Raw genomic sequence first — 16,997 nt, 5'->3', positions numbered from 1 at the left:
GCCTATAAGTATCAAGCCTGCCGGAAACCCAGCACGTCCTGCATATCGTAGAGGCCGGCCTTGCGGGTGCGGACCCAGGCGGCGGCGGCGACGGCGCCGCGGGCGAACAGCGACCGATCGATAGCCGAGTGGCTGAGGGTCAGGACCTCGTCCTCGGAGGCAAACAGGACCGTGTGCTCACCGATGATGCCGCCGGCTCGGATAGAGGAGAAACCGATCTTGCCGCTCTCGCGCTCGCCTTGCACGCGGTCATAGGGTTTGGATTGAAGGTCCGCCAAGTCCGCGAACCGACCCTCGGCAGCCGCTTCGCCCAGCATCAGCGCGGTGCCCGAGGGCGAATCCACCTTGCGCCGGTGATGGGCCTCGGTGATCTCGATGTCCCAGTCCTGGGCGTCCAGACGCTGGGCCGCGTGCTGGACCAGGCCGATCAGGATATTCACGCCCAGGGAAAAGTTGCCGCTTTTGACGATCGCGATCTTCTCGGCGGCCTTCATTAAGTCGGCCTCCTGTTCCGGCGTGAAGCCGGTGGAGCCTATGACCAGAGCCGGGCCGCCGCGTTCCGCCGCGCTCTGCGCCAGCGACACCGAGGCGTCGGGCGTCGAGAAGTCGATGATCACGTCGCACAGCGACAGGTCGGCGGTTTCGCCCCAATCGAAGCGGGCGGCGACCACCACGTCCTCGCGGGCGTCCAGCACCTGGGAAACCGCGCGACCCATCCGGCCGCGATAGCCGGAAATGCCGGCGTGGAAGATTGCGCTCAAGCCGCGTTCTCTTTCGATCCGTCCGCGTCCTGATTGCCCAGGATGTCGGCCCAGAAGCGCTTCGCCTTTCCGGCAAAGCTGGAGTTGCGAGGGTTCTGCCCCTCGCCGAACGACAGGGCAAGCTCTTCCAACAACTCACGCTGGCGCGCGGTCAGGTCCGTGGGCGTCTCGACGAACAGCTCGACGACCAGGTCGCCCCGGTTGCGGCCGTTCAGATGGGGCATGCCCTTGCCCTTGATGCGGACGGTCTTGCCGGTCTGGGCGCCGGCCGGCACCGTGACGGCGGCCTTGCAGTTACCGTCGCAGGCGGCTGACACCAGGCACGGCGCGTCGATCTCGCCGCCCAGGGCCGCCACCGTCATCGGCACGGGCACGGTCACCAACAGGTCCAGGTTGTCACGCTCGAACAGATCGTGCGGCGTCACCGATAGGAAGACATACAGGTCGCCGCGCGGCCCGCCGCGCTGGCCCGCATCGCCCTCGCCCGACAGGCGGATGCGCGAGCCATCGTCCACGCCGGCGGGAATCTTGAGGTTGAGAGTGCGGTTTTTGCGGACCTGGCCATGACCGTGGCAGGTCGTGCAGGGATCGGCGATCATCTGACCCTGGCCGTGGCAGCGGGGGCAGGTGCGCTCGACCTGGAAGAAGCCGTTGGCCTGGCGCACACGGCCTGCGCCTTGGCATGTGGTGCAGGTGACGGGCTTTGTGCCGGGCTTGGCGCCGGACCCTTCGCAGGTGTCGCAGGTCATGGTCGAGGGGATGTCGATCTCGACGTCCTCGCCCTTGTAGGCTTGCTCCAGCGTGATCTCCAGATCGTAGCGCAGGTCCGAGCCGCGACGCGGTCCGCCCTGCTGGCCCCGGCCCTGCTGACGGCCGCCGAAGGCGTCCCCGAAGGCATCGCCGAACACTTGCGAGAAGATGTCGTTGATGTCCGAAAAGCCCTGCTGGCCTTGGCCGAAGCCTCCGCCACCGCCGCCGTTCACCCCCGCATGGCCGAACCGATCATAGGCCGCGCGCTTGTTCTCGTCCGACAGGACCGTATAGGCCTCGGACACTTCCTTGAACTGGGCCATCGACTCTTCCGAGCCGCCATTGCGGTCCGGGTGATGGATCATGGCCAGCTTGCGGTAGGCGGCCTTCAGACCGGGCGCGTCGATCGTGCGTTCGACGCCCAGAACCTCGTAATAATCACGCGCCATCGGGCGTCCGTCCTCATACTTCCCCGTTCGATCCCGCCTCGCCTCTATCGCGCGCTGGTCGAAATCGATGTCCCGGCTGACATGGGGGCCGGGACGAATGATGCAAGTTTCATGAAAAGACCCCGCCTATCGCAAGACAAGCGGGGCCGTATCATTTCAGCGACCTGTTGCGGATCAGGCGCTCTTCTTGTCGTCGCCGTCCCCAAGATCGGAATCTGACGAGACTTCCTCGAACTCGGCGTCGACAACGCCGTCGTCAGCCGGGGCGGCTTCACCTTCGCCCGCGCCCTGCTGCTGGGCGTACATGGCCTCGCCCAGCTTCATCGAGGCCTGGACCAGGGTGTTGGTCTTGGCGCGGATGTCCTCGGCGTCCGTGCCTTCGCGCGCGGTCTTCAGCTCGGTCAGGCCGGTCTCGATAGCTGTCTTCTCTTCCGCGCCGACCTTGTCGCCGTGTTCGGCCAGGGCCTTCTCGGTCGAGTTGATCAGGCTGTCGGCGGCGTTCTGGGCCTCGACCAGGTCCTTGCGGACCTTGTCGGAGGCGGCGTTGGCCTCGGCTTCCTTGACCATCTTGTCGATGTCGGCGTCCGACAGGCCGCCGTTCGCCTGGATGCGGATCGACTGTTCCTTGTTGGTCGCCTTGTCCTTGGCCGAGACGTTGACGATGCCGTTGGCGTCGATGTCGAAGGCGACCTCGATCTGCGGCATGCCGCGCGGCGACGGCGGGATGCCCATCAGGTCGAATTGACCCAGCATCTTGTTGTCCGACGCCATCGGGCGCTCGCCCTGGAAGACCCGGATCGTCACGGCCGACTGATTGTCGTCGGCGGTCGAGAATGTCTGGCTCTTCTTGGTCGGGATCGTCGTGTTGCGCTCGATCAGCGGGGTGAAGACGCCGCCCAGGGTTTCGATGCCCAGGGTCAGCGGGGTCACGTCCAGCAGAAGCACGTCCTTGACGTCGCCTTGCAGAACGCCGGCCTGAACGGCGGCGCCCAGGGCCACGACTTCGTCAGGGTTCACGCCCTTGTGCGGCTCCTTGCCGAAGAAGGCCTTCACGGCCTCCACGACCTTGGGCATGCGGGTCATGCCGCCGACCAGGACGACTTCGTCGATGTCCGACGCCTTCAGGCCGGCGTCTGCCAAGGCCTTGCGGCACGGCTCGATCGTGCGCTGGACCAGGTCGTCGACCAGGGATTCCAGCTTGGCGCGCGTCAGCTTGATGTTCAGGTGCAGCGGACCGGACGCGTTCATGGTGATGAACGGCAGGTTGACCTCGTATTGCGTCGTGGTCGACAGCTCCTTCTTGGCCTTTTCGGCCTCTTCCTTCAGGCGCTGCAGGGCCAGCTTGTCCTGGCGAAGATCGACGCTCTGCTCCTTCTTGAACTCGTCGGCCAGATAATCGACCAGGCGAAGGTCGAAGTCCTCGCCGCCCAGGAAGGTGTCGCCGTTGGTCGACTTCACCTCGAAGACGCCATCGCCGATTTCCAGAACCGAGACGTCGAAGGTGCCGCCGCCCAGGTCATAGACGGCGATCTTCTGGCCTTCGTTCTTTTCCAGGCCATAGGCGAGCGCGGCAGCGGTCGGCTCGTTGATGATGCGCAGCACTTCCAGGCCGGCGATCTTGCCGGCGTCCTTGGTGGCCTGGCGCTGGCTGTCGTTGAAATAGGCCGGCACGGTGATGACGGCTTGCGTCACCTTGTCGCCCAGGAAGGCCTCGGCCGATTCCTTCATCTTCTGCAGGATGAAGGCCGAGATCTGCTGGGGGGAATAGTCCTTGCCGAAGGCGCGCACCCAGGCGTCGCCGTTCGGGCCCTTGACGATCTCGTAGGGCACCATGCCCTTGTCCTTGGCCACCACCGGATCATCGAAGCTGCGGCCGATCAGACGCTTGATCGCGAAGAAGGTGTTGGACGGGTTGGTTACGGCTTGACGCTTGGCGGGCTGGCCCACCAGCGTTTCTGCACCGTCCTGGATCGCCACGACCGACGGGGTCGTGCGGTTGCCCTCGGCGTTCTCGATGACCTTGGGGGTCTTGCCGTCCATGGCGGCCACACAGGAGTTGGTGGTGCCGAGGTCGATGCCGATAATCTTGGCCATGTGTTCTTCAGTCTTTCTCATTCAGCGGGCGATGCGGCGGCCTTCGAAGAAGCGCCGCGCGTGACCGCCCCCGGTTGGGTTGGCGTGGATCGGTTTGGATAGCCCCAGTTTTCGCGGGGTTTCTCCGAAGCTGGCCCCGATATGGGAAAATCCCCCCGGCCTGCAAGGGCGATTTGCGATTCAACCCATCTCACAGAACGACGAAATTCAAAGATGCGGGGTTCGCGATTGTGAGGCATAAGAATTTTAGTCGCGCTCAGGGGGTCGCGATCAAGGAAGGGAGAGGAAACAATGATCAAGACCATGCTCAAGGCCGCGGTCGCCGCCGCCCTTCTGGTCGGGGCCGCCGCGGCTGCACCGGCCCCCGCGACAGCGCCGACGGTTCAGTCGCGCGACGGTTACGACCGTCACGTCACCATCAAGAACCGCACCGGCTGGACCATGTTGCGCTTCTATGCGTCGGATTCGCGCAAGGACGACTGGGAAGAGGACATCCTGGGCGACGACGTGCTGGAGAACGGTCAGAATGTGCGCATCAATATCGATGACGGCTCGGGCGCCTGTATCTATGACTTTAAGGCCGAGTTCACCAATGGCGAGGAGCTGACGCGTTCACGCATCAATGTCTGCGAAATCGGCGAATACAGCTACACCCGTTGAGGTAAAGACCGCCGTCGAGGGCTTTCGGCTGTGGCCGGGGGCGCTCGATGCGGCAGCGCAGGCCGATCTGGTCGCCGATGTGTTCGCACGACTAGATCAGGCCCCGCTCTATCGACCCATTACGCCCGGCGGGCGGGCGTTCTCGGTGATGATGAGCAATTTCGGGCCGCTGGGCTGGGTGTCGGATCGAAGCGGTTATCGCTATCAAGCGACCCATCCCGAGACGGCCCGGCCCTGGCCCGCGATCCCGCAAGTTCTGCTGGACCTGTGGGACGCCACGGTCGGCTGGCCCGAACCGCCGGACGCCTGTCTGGTCAATCTGTATCGCGAGGCCGCGAAGATGGGCCTGCATCAGGATAAGGACGAGGCCGACCTGGGCGCGCCGGTGCTTTCGGTGTCGCTGGGCGACGCGGCCATGTTCCGCATCGGCGCGGCCGAGGGCGGAAGCACCACGACGCTGAAGCTGGAGAGCGGCGACGTCTGCGCCCTGACGGGACCGGCGCGACTGGCCCGACACGGGATCGACCGCGTATTGGAGGGCTCGTCGCGCCTGATTCCCGGCGGTGGGCGGCTGAACCTGACACTAAGGCGTGCGGGCTGAGCGTCAGTCCTCGATGACGTCGTGGGCGCCGCCGCCGCCTAGGCGCCAGTAACCGGCGGCCTTCATGGACTTGGGCGAGAAGCCGAAGTCGAGCACCCGAGCCCGTAACGCCTTGGCCACAGCGGATTCGGCGGCGATCCAGACATAGGCGTCTGTCGGGTCGATCCCGGCCAAAGCCGCGTCAAGCGCGCCCAGCAGGGTGTCGGCCCGCCCGCGCGGGGCGCCGTTACGGACTGTCCAGGTCACGGCGACCTCGGCGGCGCTGTCGAACGTCAGGGTCTGGCCTGCGTCCGCGACCTCGACCACCACATGGGCGCGGACGCCGCCGGGCAGTTCCTCCAGACGGCGAGCGATGGCCGGCAGGGCCGTCTCGTCGCCGATCAGCACATGATCGGCGAAATCGGTCGGCACGATGAAGGAGCCGCGCGGACCGCCGACGCCCAGGATCGAGCCGACCTTCGCCGCCATGGCCCATTCGGTCGCCGGGCCGCCGTGGCCGACGACGAAGTCCAGCGTCAATGTCCGGCCCGCTGGGTCATGGGCGCGAGGGGTATAGTCGCGGGCGACGGGGCGCGGCTCGGGAAAGACAGCACCGTCCGGCCCGACGGTGGGCAGGACCGGCGCCCGGCCCTCGGCGACCGGGAAGATCTTCACATGGTCGTCGAACCCCAGGGACACGAAGCCGTCCAGATCGTCCCCTGTCAGGACCACGCGGCGATAGGCCGGGGTCAGATCCTGAACCGAGGCCACGGTCAGGGTGCGGAACTTCAGTTCGTGCCGCACCCGGCGGGCTTCACGCATGCTCATGCCTTTTCGACCCTGTCGGCGGCCTCGGCCAGGATGCCGGCGATGGCCTGGACCTGGGCCTCGGTCAGGGCGGTCTCGCCCGTCAGACGGCCGTGGATCGTGTGGCGCAGGCGGCCTATGGCGTCTTGGATGGCGGTCGGACGCAGGGCGCGTGCGGCGAACTTGTCCATGGTCGCCTCGGCGGCGCGTAGAATCTCTTCGTTCTCGGCCAGCAGGGCGCGGCCGGGGCCGGTGATCGAATACAGTTTCTTGCCGCCCTGTGCCTCGGACTCCAGCGCGCCCATTTCCTCAAGCAGGGTCAGGCTGGGGTAGATGACGCCCGGGCTGGGCGAATAGGCGCCGCCCAGTCTCGTCTCGACCGCCTTGATCAACTCATAGCCGTGGCTGGGTTTTTCCGCGATCAGCGACAGCAGCACCCAGCGAAGCGTGCCGTGGTCGAACAGGCGACCACCGCCGCGCCGGCCATGGCCGTGACCGCGTCCCCGCGCCTCGCCGCCTTCCCAGCCGGGACCGAAGTCCGCGCCGCGTCCGCCGCGCATGTCTCTGCCGAAAGCATGGCCGAAGCCGCCATGACGACCGTGTTTTTCGCCGCATCCGTCACGGCGTCCTTGAAAGATCCCCTTGGACCTCATGATCGATTCCTTTTCGATATATCTATTCACGAGCGGTTAGATATATCTGAATGATGAAATCCGCAAGAGGGGCTGGTGTTCGGGCGCAAGCTGCGGCGTAAATCGGGGATGGACGACCTCAAGCGCCGCTGGGCCCGCCTCGAACCCCACATGACCGTCGTGGGCCCTGACGACGACCGGCCCCGGCCGGCGGTGCTGCTGTTCCACGGCTGCGGCGGACTGCGCGACCACCTGCCCCGCTACGCCGCGGCGGCCAAGGTGGCGGGATGGCGGGCCTTCATCATCGATTCCTACGGCCCGCGCGGCTGGGGACGCGCCTTCACCCTGACGGCGGTCTGCACCGGTCTGTCATTCCGGGGCTACGAGCGGGCCGGTGACGTGCTGGCGGCGATCCAGGGAATCTCGGCCCGGCCGGACGTGGACGAAACGCAAGTGACCCTCGGCGGCTGGAGCCACGGCGGCTGGTCGATCATGGAAATGATGAGCGCCGAACCGCTGCCCAACACCATGGGGGTGACCAACCCCGCAGATGCCGACCTGTCGGGCGTCCGCGCCGTCTGGCTGATGTATCCCTATATCGGCCCGTTCGCCTTCAACCGGATGAAGCCCTGGCGGCATTGCCCCAAGGTGCTGGCCGTCACCTGCAAGCGTGATCACCTGACGACCGAGCGCAACGCCGAACAGGTCAACGCCATGATCCGCAACTGCGGCGCCGAGGTCGAGAGTTGGGTCGCCATCGGCACCCACGCGTTCGACGAGCCGACCAACAACGGTCCGATGCGCCATGACCCGGAACTGACCGAAGAGGCCCTGCGCCGCTTCCGCGCCTTCCTGACCGACGTCGCCCCTCACGTTTGAAAAGAATCTCGCCGGCCCGTCTTGACGCGTGGCGCATCACGTAACAATTGAAGTTACATGAAAAGAGATTCTCGCCTCTCCAACATCCTCCACGCCCTGCTGCACATGGCCGAGCATGAGGCGCGGACCGGCGCGCCCATGACCTCGGATCAGCTTGCTGTCTGCCTGTCGACCAATCCGGTCGTGGTGCGCCGGACCATGGCCGGCCTGCGCGAACAGGGAATGGTGGCCTCGGAAAAGGGGCATGGCGGCGGCTGGCGGCTGGCCCGGCCGCTGGACCAGGTCACCCTGGGCCAGGTGAACACCGCCCTGGGCGAGCCGGGCCTGATCCCCGAAACGCCGCCGGTCGAGGCCGAGGGATGTCTGGTCGAGGCGGCGGTCAACGACGCCCTGGGCGAGACCTACGCCGCCGCCCGCGCCCTGCTGGTCGCGCGGTTGAACGACATCACCCTGGCCGATCTGGCGGCGGACTTCTCGCGCCGGATGGCCGAACACCCGAAGAGAGACCTGTTCCATGCCCATCGCCACGAAGGCTGAGCCCATGCCGCACGACGCCTTGATCATCGGCGGCTCCTACGCCGGCCTGTCCGCCGCAATGCAGCTGGTCCGCGCGCGGCGCAGGGTGCTGGTCATCGACGACGGGCGGCCACGCAATCGTTTCGCCGCCCGCGCCCACGGCGTCCTGGCCAATGACGGCAAGCCTGGCGCCGAGATCGCCGCCGCCGCCCGCGCCCAGGTCGCCGCCTATCCCACCGCCGCCTTCCGCATGGCCGAGGCCGTCGGGGTCGAGCGGATTGAGGGCGGCTTCTCGGTCACCTTCGCCGACGGCACGCGGACCCGGGGCCGCCGCCTGCTGCTGTCGCACGGGGTCGAGGACGTGCTGGCCGATATTCCCGGCGTGAAGGAACGCTGGGGCCGAACCGCCCTGCACTGCCCCTGGTGCCACGGCTACGAGATCGGCGGCGGCCCCATCGGAGTGCTGGGGCGCGGCGACCATGCGGTCCAATATGCTGCGACCGTCGCCGAATGGGGCCAGGTGACGCTGTTCATGGGGTTGGAGGTCGGTCTGTCGCCAGAGGACGCCCATCTGCTCTACCGGCGTGGCGTGACCATCGAAACCACGCCCATCGCCCGGCTGGAGGGCGAGGCCCCGACCCTGACCGGAGCGCGGCTGATGGATGGGCGGTTTGTGGATCTGAAGGCCATCTTCGTCGGCGCCAACGTCCGCGTCGCCAGCCCCTTCGCCGAGCGGCTGGGCTGCGAGATGACCGACACGCCGATGGGCCGGGTGATCAAGGTGGACGGTATGCAACAGACGACCCAGCCGGGCGTCTTCGCCGCCGGCGACCTGGCGCGGGCCGCGTCCAACATCACCTTGGCGACCTCGGACGGGATGCTGGCCGCCCACGCCCTGTTCCGGTCCCTGGTGGAGGAGGAGACGGCGATCGCCGCCTAACCGATCGTCGCCTCGACCGTGATGGTCGCCCGCACCGAATGGGCCATTTCGCAGTGGTCATGGGCCTGATGGTGCAGGGCGTCGATCTCGGCCTGGTCCGGCTCGCGGCCGGTGAAGCTGGTGAAGGGGCGCAGCGTCACCTCGGCGAGGTAGCGTTTGTCTTTCTCGTCCTTGCCCATCTTGCCCGAGGCCTCGTCGATATAGGTGTCGACCACCAGGCCGGCGTTGGCGGCGAAGGCCAGGAACCACAGCATGTGGCAGCTGGACAGGGAGGCGACCATCGCCTCCTCCGGATCGACCGCCGAGGCGTCGGACATCGGCAGGGGCACGCTGGACGGCGCCGACGAACCAGGCACGACCGCGCCCCCGTCGAAGGTCCAGGAATGGGCGCGGCTGTAGCGCTTGTCCAAAAAGGGCTGGTCGCCCCGGCTCCAGGCGATCTTCGCCTCGTACTGACCCATCACGCCCTCCAGAAGCCGACGATCTTCTTGACCTCGTCCACCACCGGGTCGGCGACGGCGGCGGCGCGTTCGGCGCCGTCCTTCAGCACGCGGTCGATCTCGGCCGGGTCGTCCATCAGGCGGCGCATCTCGGCCGTGACCGGGGCCAGCGAAGAGACGGCCAGGTCCGCCAGCGCCGGCTTGAAGGCGCCGAAGCCCTGACCGCCGAACTGGGCGATCACCTGTTCGCGGGTCAGGCCGGCCAGTGCCGCGTAAATGGCGACCAGGTTCTTGGCCTCGGGCCGGTCGTTCAACCCGTCCAGGGTTTCCGGCAGGGGCTCAGGGTCTGTCTTGGCGCGCTTGATCTTGGACGCGATGGTGTCGGCGTCGTCGGTCAGGTTGATGCGGCTGTTATCGGACGGGTCCGACTTGGACATCTTGGCCGCCCCGTCGCGCAAGGACATGACGCGCGTCGCCGGCCCCTGGATGATCGGCTCGGGCACGGGGAAGAAGCCGGGAACGCCGAAGTCGTTGTTGAACTTGGCGGCGATGTCGCGGGTCAGTTCCAGATGCTGCTTCTGGTCCTCGCCGACCGGCACCTCGGTCGCCTTGTACAGCAGGATGTCGGCGGCCTGGAGCACGGGGTAGGTGTAGAGCCCAACCGAGGCCCGCTCCTTGTGCTTGCCCGACTTCTCCTTGAACTGGGTCATCCGGTCCAGCCAGCCCAGGCGGGCGACGCAGTTGAAGACCCAGGCCAGATCGGCGTGGGCGCGCACGGCCGACTGCGGGAAGATGATCGACTTGGCCGGGTCCAGGCCCGAGGCCAGATAGGCGGCGGCGATCTCGCGCGTCTGGGCGGCCAGCTTGGCCGGATCCTGCCACACGGTGATGGCGTGCATGTCGGCGACGAAGACGAAGACGGGCGCGCCCTGGTCCTGCAGTTCGACGAACCGCTTCAGGGCGCCGAGATAGTTGCCCAAATGAAGCGCGCCGGAGGCCTGGATGCCGGACAGGATGCGGCGTGGGCCGTCGTATGTCGCAACGGCTGGGGTCTGGTCGGTCATAGGGTCGGGTCTCGGAAGGTCGAAAGGCAGGCGTGGTGAAGGCGGCGGCGGTTCAGCCGCGCCATCGCCGGTCGGAATCAGGTCCGAGGTCGTCATGGCCTCGCGCTTATCGGTTCGCCGCCGGTCAGTCCAGACCGGAGACCACGCCGCCGCCCGGCTCGCGCCGCAGGGTCGCCTTCAGTTCCGACAGGGTGACGGCGCGGAAGGCGAAGAGGCAGACGCCATAGGCGGCCGCGCCCAGGCCGCAGACGACGAGGACGGCGATCTCCTTGGCCAGCAAAGTCCGGCTCAGCAGGCCATAGTTGATGCTGGCCAGCAGCAGCAGGCCGGCCATGACGGCGCTGGCGGCCAGGACACGGGCGATGCGCGAGACGAAGGCGGGCGACGGTCGCCAGGCGTTCTCGTGGATCAGCACGCCGGCCAGCAGGCCGACATTGACCCAGGCCGAGACGCTGGTTGCAATGGCCAGGCCCAGCACTCCGTCCCAGCCCTGGGTGCGGAACCAGAAGAACAGGCCCGACCCCAAAACCACGGTGATGACCACGGCTGTGACGGCGAAATACATCGGCCGGCGCGTGTCCTCTCGGGCGAAGAAGGGCGGGGTCAGGACCTTGGCCAGGACGAAGGCCGGCACGCCCCAGGCGAACTGACGCAGCACGTCGGCGGTGCGGGCGGCGTCGGCGCTGGTGAAGGCGCCGCGCGTCACCGTCGCGTCGATGATGAAGAAGGGAATGACGAACAGGGCCACAGCGGCGGGCAGGGTGAAGGCCATGGCCAGGTTGATGCCGTCGTCCAGCGTCTTCTGACCGCCCTCGTGATCGCCGGAAACGAAGGCGCGGGTCAGGCGTGGCACCAGGGCCAGACCGATGGCGACCCCGACCAAGCCCAGTGGGAGTTGGTAGAGGCGGTCGGCGTTGTAGAGCACCGAGCGGGCGCCGGCGTCGGACCCGGCCAGAACCTGGGACACGACCGAGTTAACCTGCATGGCCCCCCCGGCCATGGCGCCGGGCACGGCCAGGGCCAGGGCGCGCTTCACGTTCGGGGTCAGGCGCGGCAGGCCCAGCTTCAGCCGCACGCCCAGACGCCGCACGCCCCACCACAGAAGGCCGGCCTGGATGACGCCCGAGACGGTGACCGCCGCGCTGGTGGCCAGCAACACCATCGCGGGCGAGACCGGCAGGAAAAAGCCGCCCAACAGCGGCGCCAGGGTGCAAAGGTTCAGAAAGACAGGCACCGCCGCTGACAGGGCGAACCGACCACCGGTGTTCAACACCCCTGACAAGAGGGAGGCGATGGTCATGCAAGCCAGGTAGGGCATGGCCAACTGGGTGGCGATCACCCCGACGCGCATCACCTCGGCGTCGTCCCTCCAGGCCGACAGCAGCAGGGGCACGATCCACGGCATGGCGACCTGCAGCAGGATGCAGAAGGCGGCGACCACGGCGAACATGAAGGACATGGCCTCGGAGGCGGTGACGGCGGCGGCCTCGTCGCCTTCGCGCGTCTTGACTCCGCCATAGACCGGCACGAAGGCCTGGGCGAAGGCGCCCTCGGCGAACAGGCGACGGAACATGTTGGGCAGCATCAGGGCCGTGGACCAGACGTCCATCAGCGCCCCCTGGCCGAAGTTGGCCGACAGGGCCAGATCGCGGCCGAAGCCCAGCAGGCGGCTGCCCAGCGTCAGGGTCGACTGCACCAGGGTGTTGCGGGCGAGGCTCATGCGGACATTCGACAGGGCGCGGAAAGAAGACTTTCGCTTAGCGCGCTTCCCCGGCGGGCGATACCGGCTTCGCGCGCGGGCTGCGGCGGCCCAGGTCGGAGACGTCGCGGGCGCTGGCGCGGGCCGAGGCGACCTTGCGTCCGGCCGGCGCGGGCGCGCGGCTGTCAAGCACCGCCTCCAGGGCCGTGCGCAGTTCGGCGATGCTCTGTTCCGAGGCGACCTTTCGCCCTTTGCGGTCCACCACATAGAAGCTGTCGACCGCCCGTTCCCCATAGGAGGCGACGTGGGCGGAGCGGATGTTCAGGCCTTCGTCGTTGAACACGCGCGACAGGGCCGCCAGCAGGCCGGGCCGGTCGGCGCACGACACCTCGACCACTGTGGCCAGCTCGCTGGCGTGATGATCGACCATGACCACGGGCCGGACCTCGAAGGCGGCCTTTCGGGCGTTGCCGGTCGGGTCCGGCGCCTTGCCGATACGGCCGTCGCCCCGCGCGGCCTTTTCCAGCGCATCGACCAGGGTCTTGATCCGGCGCGGCTCGGCCTGGCCATAGGGCAGACCCGCCCCGTCCTGGATGCGGAAGACGTCCAGCACCAGACCCTCGGATGTGGTCGCCACGCGGGCGTCGGTCACGTCGGCGCCGAGGGCGGCCATGGTCTGGGCCAGGTCGGCGAACAGGCCCGGTCTGTCGGCGGCGGCGATGGAGATTTCGGTGGTCTGGACCGCCAGTCCCGCGACCGGGGCGGTCGGTGCGGCCTCGGCGGCGGCGCCCGTCTGGCGCGCGCGTTCGACCAGGGCCGGGTGCGCCGCCAGCGGATCCTCGCGCGCCACGTCCTCGCCCCGGAACAAGGCGGCGACCTGGTTGTAGAGAGTGCGCATCAGCTGACCCTTCCAGCCGTTCCACACCCCTGGCCCGACGGCCCGGATGTCGGCCACGGTCAGGACCAGCAGCATCCGCAACCGCTCGGGCTCGCCCACCAGCTCGGCGAAGGCGCGGATGGTGGCGGGATCGGACAGGTCGCGCTTCTGGGCATAGTCGCTGAGCGCCAGATGGCTGCGCACCAGCCAGACGACCAGTTCGATACGGCGCGGATCGACGCCCAGACGTTCGCAGGCCCGGCGCGCGGCGATGGCGCCGTCCTCCAGCTGTCCCCGTTCCCCGCCCTTGCCCACATCGTGCAGCAACATGCCCAGCATCAGGGCTTCCATGTCCGAGATCAACTGGACGATCTCTGTCGCCAACGGGTGGTCGTCCTTCAGCTTGCCGCGCGCGATGTCGTTGATGATGCCGATGGCCTGCAGCGTATGCTCGTCCACCGTATAGGCGTGGTACATGTTGAACTGGGTCTGGCCGACGATCCGCCCCCATTCGGGCAGGAACCGTCCCAGCAGGCCCGTCTCGTTCATGATGGTCAGGACTCGATAGGGCCGCTGGCCATGCGCCAGAATGTCCAGAAAGGCCCGCGTCGCCGCGGGATCGCGCCGCAGCCTGGGCGTCACCAGCGACAGCGACCGGGTCACGGCCGAAAAGGCGTCGGGGTGCAGGTCCAGATCATGCTTGTCGGCGCAGACGAACAGGGTCAGCAGCTTGACCGGATCGGCGGCGAACACCTCCGGCCCCTCGACCGACAGCCGGCCCTGATCGACCCAGAACCCCTCGACCTCCAGCTTGCGCCGCGTGGATCGGAACGAGGTCATCAGCCGCGACAGGCCCTGCGCCGTCTTCTGGTGACGCGCCTCCAGCTTGGCCGACATGGCGCGGGTCAGGGCGCCGACGTCGCGGGCGACCAGGAAGTAGCGACGCATGAACCGTTCCACCGCCGGTTCGTCGCCCCGCCCCTGCCAGCCCATGCGCCTGGCCACCTCGGGCTGCATGTCGAAGGTCAGCTTCTCCTCGGCCCGTCCCGCGATCAGGTGCAGATGGATCCTCACCCGCCACAGGAAGTCGAAGGCGTCGTCGGAGGCGCGACGCTCGCGCGAGGTGAACATCTCGTCCATCACCGTCGCGCCCAGCCGGCTGTCGGGCGCCAGGGACCGCGCGATCCAGTACAGGGTGTTCAGGTCGCGAAGCCCGCCCTTGCCGTCCTTGACGTTGGGTTCGACCTTGTAGCGCGTCACGCCCGCCTTCTGGTGCCGGACGGCCCGTTCTTCCAGCTTGGCGGCGATGAAGGGGCGTGGGTCGGATTTCGACACCATGTCGCGGAACCGGCCGATCATCAGTTCGGCCAGGCCTGAGTCCCCCGCCAGGGGCCGCGCTTCCAGCAGGGTGGTCCGCACCGTCATGTCGGTGCGCGACAGGCTGAGGCATTCCTCGACCGAACGCACCGCCGGCCCGACCTTCACCCCCAGGTCCCACAGCACATAGAGGACGAACTGGATGACGTTCTCGCCGCGCGGCGTGGCCTTGGCAGGGCGCAGGAACAGCAGGTCCAGGTCGGAAAAGGGCGCCAGGACGCCCCGGCCGTAACCCCCGACCGCCACCAGGGACAGCCGCTCGCTCTCGACGGCGGAGACGGGGAACAGGACCTGGGTCGCGACCCGCCACAGGCCTGCCAGCATGTCGTCGGCGGCCGTGGCGTAGATGCGGGCGACATCGCGCCCCTTCATGCCGCCGTCCAGCTTGCGCTCGGCGCGGGCGCGGGCGGCGTCATAGGTCTCGCGCAAAACGACAGAGACCGCCGCGCGCGGATCTCCCGCGCGGGCGGCCTCGTCAAGGCGGTCATCCAGACTGGGCGAAGCGGTCATGTCAGCCACCTATAGGCCGCATCCCCCTTCGCGTCAGTGAGGGATTACTATTCCGGGCGAACGCGCTTCTTGCGGAACGACGGATTCAGCGTCTGCTTGCGCAGGCGGATGGACTTCGGCGTCACCTCGACCAGCTCGTCATCGTCGATATAGGCGATGGCCTGTTCCAGCGACATCTGGCGCGGCGGGGTCAGGCGAACGGCCTCATCCTTGCCGGAGGCGCGGACGTTGGTCAGTTGCTTGCCCTTGATCGGGTTGACGTCCAGGTCGTCCCAGCGTGCGTTCTCGCCGATGATCATGCCCTGGTAGGTCTTCTCGCCGGCGCCGACGAACATGACGCCGCGATCTTCCAGGTTCCACAGGGCGAAGGCCGCCGTGTCGCCGTCCGAGTTCGAGATCAGCACGCCCTTCAGACGGCCGGCGATCGCGCCCTTGTATTCTTCGTAGTGGCTGAAGACCCGGTTCAGCACGCCCGAACCGCGCGTGTCGGTCAGGAACTCGCCCTGATAGCCGATCAGCGAGCGCGACGGGCATTTCAGGCTGATGCGGGTCTTGCCGGCGCCCGACGGACCCATGTCGGTCATTTCGGCCTTACGGGCCGACAGCTTCTCGATGACGATGCCCGAGAACTCGTCGTCCACGTCGATCATGACGTCTTCGATCGGCTCCATCTTCTCGCCGTTGGGGCCTTCCTGAAAGACCACGCGCGGACGCGAGATCGAGACCTCGAAGCCTTCGCGACGCATGTTCTCAATCAGAACGCCCAGCTGCAGTTCGCCACGACCGGCCACTTCATAGGCGTCGCCGCCTTCGGTGGTCGTGACGCGGATGGCGACGTTGGCTTCGGCTTCCTTCAGCAGGCGGTCGCGGATGACGCGCGACTGGACCTTGTCGCCTTCGCGACCGGCCAGGGGGCTGTCGTTGACCGAGACGGTCATGGAGATGGTCGGCGGATCGATCGGCTGGGCGGGCAGGGCGTCGGTGACTTCGATGGCGCACAGGGTGTCGGCCACAGTCGCCTTGGACATGCCGGCGATGGCGACGATGTCGCCCGCTTCCGAACCTTCGTCCAGGGCCTGACGCTTCAGGCCGCGGAAGGCCAGGACTTTGGTGATGCGGCCGCGCTCGATTTCCTTGCCTTCACGGTCCAGGGCGTGGATCGCCATGCCGGGAACGGCCTTGCCGCTCTCGATCCGGCCGGTCAGGATCCGGCCCAGGAAGGGGTCGGACTCGATCAGCACGTTCAGCATCTGGAACGGCTTGTCGCGGTTGTCCTGCACCTTGGGCGCAGGGACGTGGTCGACGATCAGGTCGAACAGCGGGGCCAGGTTGTCGTTCGGGACGTTCAGATCCATCGTCGCCCAGCCGTTGCGGCCCGAGGCGTAGATGTGAGGGAAGTCCAGCTGTTCGTCGGTCGCGCCGATGGCGGCGAACAGGTCGAAGGCCTCATTGTGGACCCGGTCGGGATCGGCGTGGGCGCGGTCGACCTTGTTGATGCAGAGGATTGGCTTCAGCCCCATCTTCAGCGCCTTGGTCAGCACGAACTTGGTCTGGGGCATGACGCCCTCTTCGGCGTCGACCAGGATGACGCAACCGTCCACCATGCCCAGGATGCGTTCGACCTCGCCCCCGAAGTCGGCGTGGCCGGGGGTGTCGATGATGTTGATGCGGGTTTCACCCGCCTTGCCGTTCCAGAGCACCGAGGTGCACTTGGCCAGAATGGTGATGCCGCGCTCTTTTTCCTGGTCGTTGGAGTCCATCGCGCGCTCGGTCTGCGCCTCGTTGGCTCGGAAGACGCCGGACTGGGCGAGCAGTTGGTCCACCAGGGTCGTCTTGCCGTGGTCGACGTGGGCGATGATGGCGACGTTGCGCAGGTTCATTTGATAATCGCGAAAAGGCGCGGCCGGCATACGGGCGGCCGCTGGTCATGAAAAGGCATGCGGGAGGCGCGCGCCTCTTACA

15 protein-coding genes are annotated in these 16,997 nt (G+C 67.4%); 5 read left to right on the top strand and 10 right to left on the bottom strand.

Annotated elements, in window-relative coordinates; translation table 11 throughout:
* Positions 1 to 11 precede the first annotated feature (11 nt).
* From dapB to dnaK, 3 genes are all read right to left on the bottom strand, one after another.
* Complete coding sequence (dapB, locus tag AC3ISA_RS06800) at positions 12 to 761, bottom strand: 4-hydroxy-tetrahydrodipicolinate reductase (RefSeq protein ID WP_489179854.1); 750 nt, start codon at positions 759 to 761, stop codon at positions 12 to 14.
* Positions 758 to 1,960 carry a molecular chaperone DnaJ gene (dnaJ, locus tag AC3ISA_RS06795; RefSeq protein WP_489179853.1) on the bottom strand — a complete coding sequence of 401 codons (1,203 nt, stop codon included), beginning with the start codon at positions 1,958 to 1,960 and terminating at the stop codon, positions 758 to 760. The genes dapB and dnaJ overlap by 4 nt, the downstream gene beginning before the upstream one ends.
* A 174-nt stretch (positions 1,961 to 2,134) precedes the next feature.
* A complete protein-coding gene (gene dnaK / locus AC3ISA_RS06790; RefSeq protein ID WP_489179852.1) occupies positions 2,135 to 4,054 on the bottom strand; it encodes a molecular chaperone DnaK in 1,920 nt (639 codons plus the stop codon).
* 291 nt (positions 4,055 to 4,345) lie between these two features.
* On the opposite strand from dnaK, the gene AC3ISA_RS06785 reads away from it, so the two are divergent.
* Positions 4,346 to 4,714: a hypothetical protein gene (locus tag AC3ISA_RS06785; RefSeq protein WP_489179851.1), complete on the top strand. Its 369-nt coding sequence runs from the start codon at positions 4,346 to 4,348 to the stop codon at positions 4,712 to 4,714.
* Complete coding sequence (locus AC3ISA_RS06780) at positions 4,677 to 5,315, top strand: alpha-ketoglutarate-dependent dioxygenase AlkB (RefSeq protein ID WP_489179850.1); 639 nt, start codon at positions 4,677 to 4,679, stop codon at positions 5,313 to 5,315. The genes AC3ISA_RS06785 and AC3ISA_RS06780 overlap by 38 nt, the downstream gene beginning before the upstream one ends.
* A gap of 3 nt (positions 5,316 to 5,318) precedes the next feature.
* On the opposite strand, the gene AC3ISA_RS06775 is transcribed toward AC3ISA_RS06780, so the two are convergent.
* Together AC3ISA_RS06775 and AC3ISA_RS06770 are read right to left on the bottom strand one after the other, a co-directional pair.
* On the bottom strand, positions 5,319 to 6,116 hold the full coding sequence (locus AC3ISA_RS06775) for a siderophore-interacting protein (protein WP_489179849.1): 798 nt from the start codon (positions 6,114 to 6,116) through the stop codon (positions 5,319 to 5,321).
* Positions 6,117 to 6,118: 2 nt separating this feature from the next.
* A complete protein-coding gene (locus AC3ISA_RS06770) occupies positions 6,119 to 6,754 on the bottom strand; it encodes a PadR family transcriptional regulator (RefSeq protein ID WP_489179848.1) in 636 nt (211 codons plus the stop codon).
* A 75-nt stretch (positions 6,755 to 6,829) separates the two neighbouring features.
* Between AC3ISA_RS06770 and AC3ISA_RS06765 the strand changes: the two genes are divergently transcribed.
* Genes AC3ISA_RS06765 through AC3ISA_RS06755 form a run of 3 tightly spaced genes read left to right on the top strand, consistent with a single transcriptional unit; the run spans position 6,830 to position 9,068 of the window.
* Positions 6,830 to 7,612 (top strand): dienelactone hydrolase family protein, encoded by a 783-nt coding sequence (locus AC3ISA_RS06765; RefSeq protein WP_489179847.1) that lies wholly within the window; start codon positions 6,830 to 6,832, stop codon positions 7,610 to 7,612.
* Positions 7,613 to 7,669: 57 nt separating this feature from the next.
* The gene (locus AC3ISA_RS06760) at positions 7,670 to 8,149 is read left to right on the top strand and encodes an Rrf2 family transcriptional regulator (RefSeq protein WP_489179846.1); all 480 of its coding nucleotides are present in this window, start codon (positions 7,670 to 7,672) and stop codon (positions 8,147 to 8,149) included.
* Positions 8,127 to 9,068: an NAD(P)/FAD-dependent oxidoreductase gene (locus AC3ISA_RS06755; RefSeq protein ID WP_489179845.1), complete on the top strand. Its 942-nt coding sequence runs from the start codon at positions 8,127 to 8,129 to the stop codon at positions 9,066 to 9,068. The genes AC3ISA_RS06760 and AC3ISA_RS06755 overlap by 23 nt, the downstream gene beginning before the upstream one ends.
* On the opposite strand, the gene AC3ISA_RS06750 is transcribed toward AC3ISA_RS06755, so the two are convergent.
* From AC3ISA_RS06750 to typA, 5 genes are all read right to left on the bottom strand, one after another.
* The gene (locus AC3ISA_RS06750; protein WP_489179844.1) at positions 9,065 to 9,529 is read right to left on the bottom strand and encodes an OsmC family protein; all 465 of its coding nucleotides are present in this window, start codon (positions 9,527 to 9,529) and stop codon (positions 9,065 to 9,067) included. The two genes, AC3ISA_RS06755 and AC3ISA_RS06750, sit on opposite strands and share 4 nt — an antisense overlap.
* Positions 9,529 to 10,572, bottom strand: a complete 1,044-nt coding sequence (gene trpS, locus AC3ISA_RS06745; RefSeq protein ID WP_489179843.1) for a tryptophan--tRNA ligase — start codon at positions 10,570 to 10,572, stop codon at positions 9,529 to 9,531. The genes AC3ISA_RS06750 and trpS overlap by 1 nt, the downstream gene beginning before the upstream one ends.
* Before the next feature lie 124 nt (positions 10,573 to 10,696).
* The gene (gene murJ / locus AC3ISA_RS06740; RefSeq protein WP_489179842.1) at positions 10,697 to 12,292 is read right to left on the bottom strand and encodes a murein biosynthesis integral membrane protein MurJ; all 1,596 of its coding nucleotides are present in this window, start codon (positions 12,290 to 12,292) and stop codon (positions 10,697 to 10,699) included.
* Between the two features lie 37 nt (positions 12,293 to 12,329).
* Positions 12,330 to 15,035 carry a [protein-PII] uridylyltransferase gene (gene glnD, locus AC3ISA_RS06735; protein WP_489179841.1) on the bottom strand — a complete coding sequence of 902 codons (2,706 nt, stop codon included), beginning with the start codon at positions 15,033 to 15,035 and terminating at the stop codon, positions 12,330 to 12,332.
* A 47-nt stretch (positions 15,036 to 15,082) separates the two neighbouring features.
* Positions 15,083 to 16,915, bottom strand: coding sequence for a translational GTPase TypA (typA, locus tag AC3ISA_RS06730; protein ID WP_489179840.1), 1,833 nt, complete (start codon positions 16,913 to 16,915; stop codon positions 15,083 to 15,085).
* Positions 16,916 to 16,997 lie beyond the last annotated feature (82 nt).

The sequence above is a fragment of the Brevundimonas sp. KH_058 genome, from assembly GCF_057838505.1.
This window is presented reverse-complemented; position numbering and strand designations above follow the sequence as displayed.

What these genes read in the sequence shown, in the direction of transcription:
- AC3ISA_RS06770 (WP_489179848.1), bottom strand. Translation starts at nt 6,754, where the DNA reads ATGAGGTCCAAGGGGATCTTTCAAGGACGCCGTGACGGATGCGGCGAA.
- AC3ISA_RS06750 (WP_489179844.1), bottom strand. Translation starts at nt 9,529, where the DNA reads ATGGGTCAGTACGAGGCGAAGATCGCCTGGAGCCGGGGCGACCAGCCC.
- murJ (WP_489179842.1), bottom strand. Translation starts at nt 12,292, where the DNA reads ATGAGCCTCGCCCGCAACACCCTGGTGCAGTCGACCCTGACGCTGGGC.
- AC3ISA_RS06755 (WP_489179845.1), top strand. Translation starts at nt 8,127, where the DNA reads ATGCCCATCGCCACGAAGGCTGAGCCCATGCCGCACGACGCCTTGATC.
- trpS (WP_489179843.1), bottom strand. Translation starts at nt 10,572, where the DNA reads ATGACCGACCAGACCCCAGCCGTTGCGACATACGACGGCCCACGCCGC.
- AC3ISA_RS06775 (WP_489179849.1), bottom strand. Translation starts at nt 6,116, where the DNA reads ATGCGTGAAGCCCGCCGGGTGCGGCACGAACTGAAGTTCCGCACCCTG.
- AC3ISA_RS06780 (WP_489179850.1), top strand. Translation starts at nt 4,677, where the DNA reads ATGTCTGCGAAATCGGCGAATACAGCTACACCCGTTGAGGTAAAGACC.
- AC3ISA_RS06785 (WP_489179851.1), top strand. Translation starts at nt 4,346, where the DNA reads ATGATCAAGACCATGCTCAAGGCCGCGGTCGCCGCCGCCCTTCTGGTC.
- glnD (WP_489179841.1), bottom strand. Translation starts at nt 15,035, where the DNA reads ATGACCGCTTCGCCCAGTCTGGATGACCGCCTTGACGAGGCCGCCCGC.
- typA (WP_489179840.1), bottom strand. Translation starts at nt 16,915, where the DNA reads ATGAACCTGCGCAACGTCGCCATCATCGCCCACGTCGACCACGGCAAG.
- dnaK (WP_489179852.1), bottom strand. Translation starts at nt 4,054, where the DNA reads ATGGCCAAGATTATCGGCATCGACCTCGGCACCACCAACTCCTGTGTG.
- AC3ISA_RS06760 (WP_489179846.1), top strand. Translation starts at nt 7,670, where the DNA reads ATGAAAAGAGATTCTCGCCTCTCCAACATCCTCCACGCCCTGCTGCAC.
- dnaJ (WP_489179853.1), bottom strand. Translation starts at nt 1,960, where the DNA reads ATGGCGCGTGATTATTACGAGGTTCTGGGCGTCGAACGCACGATCGAC.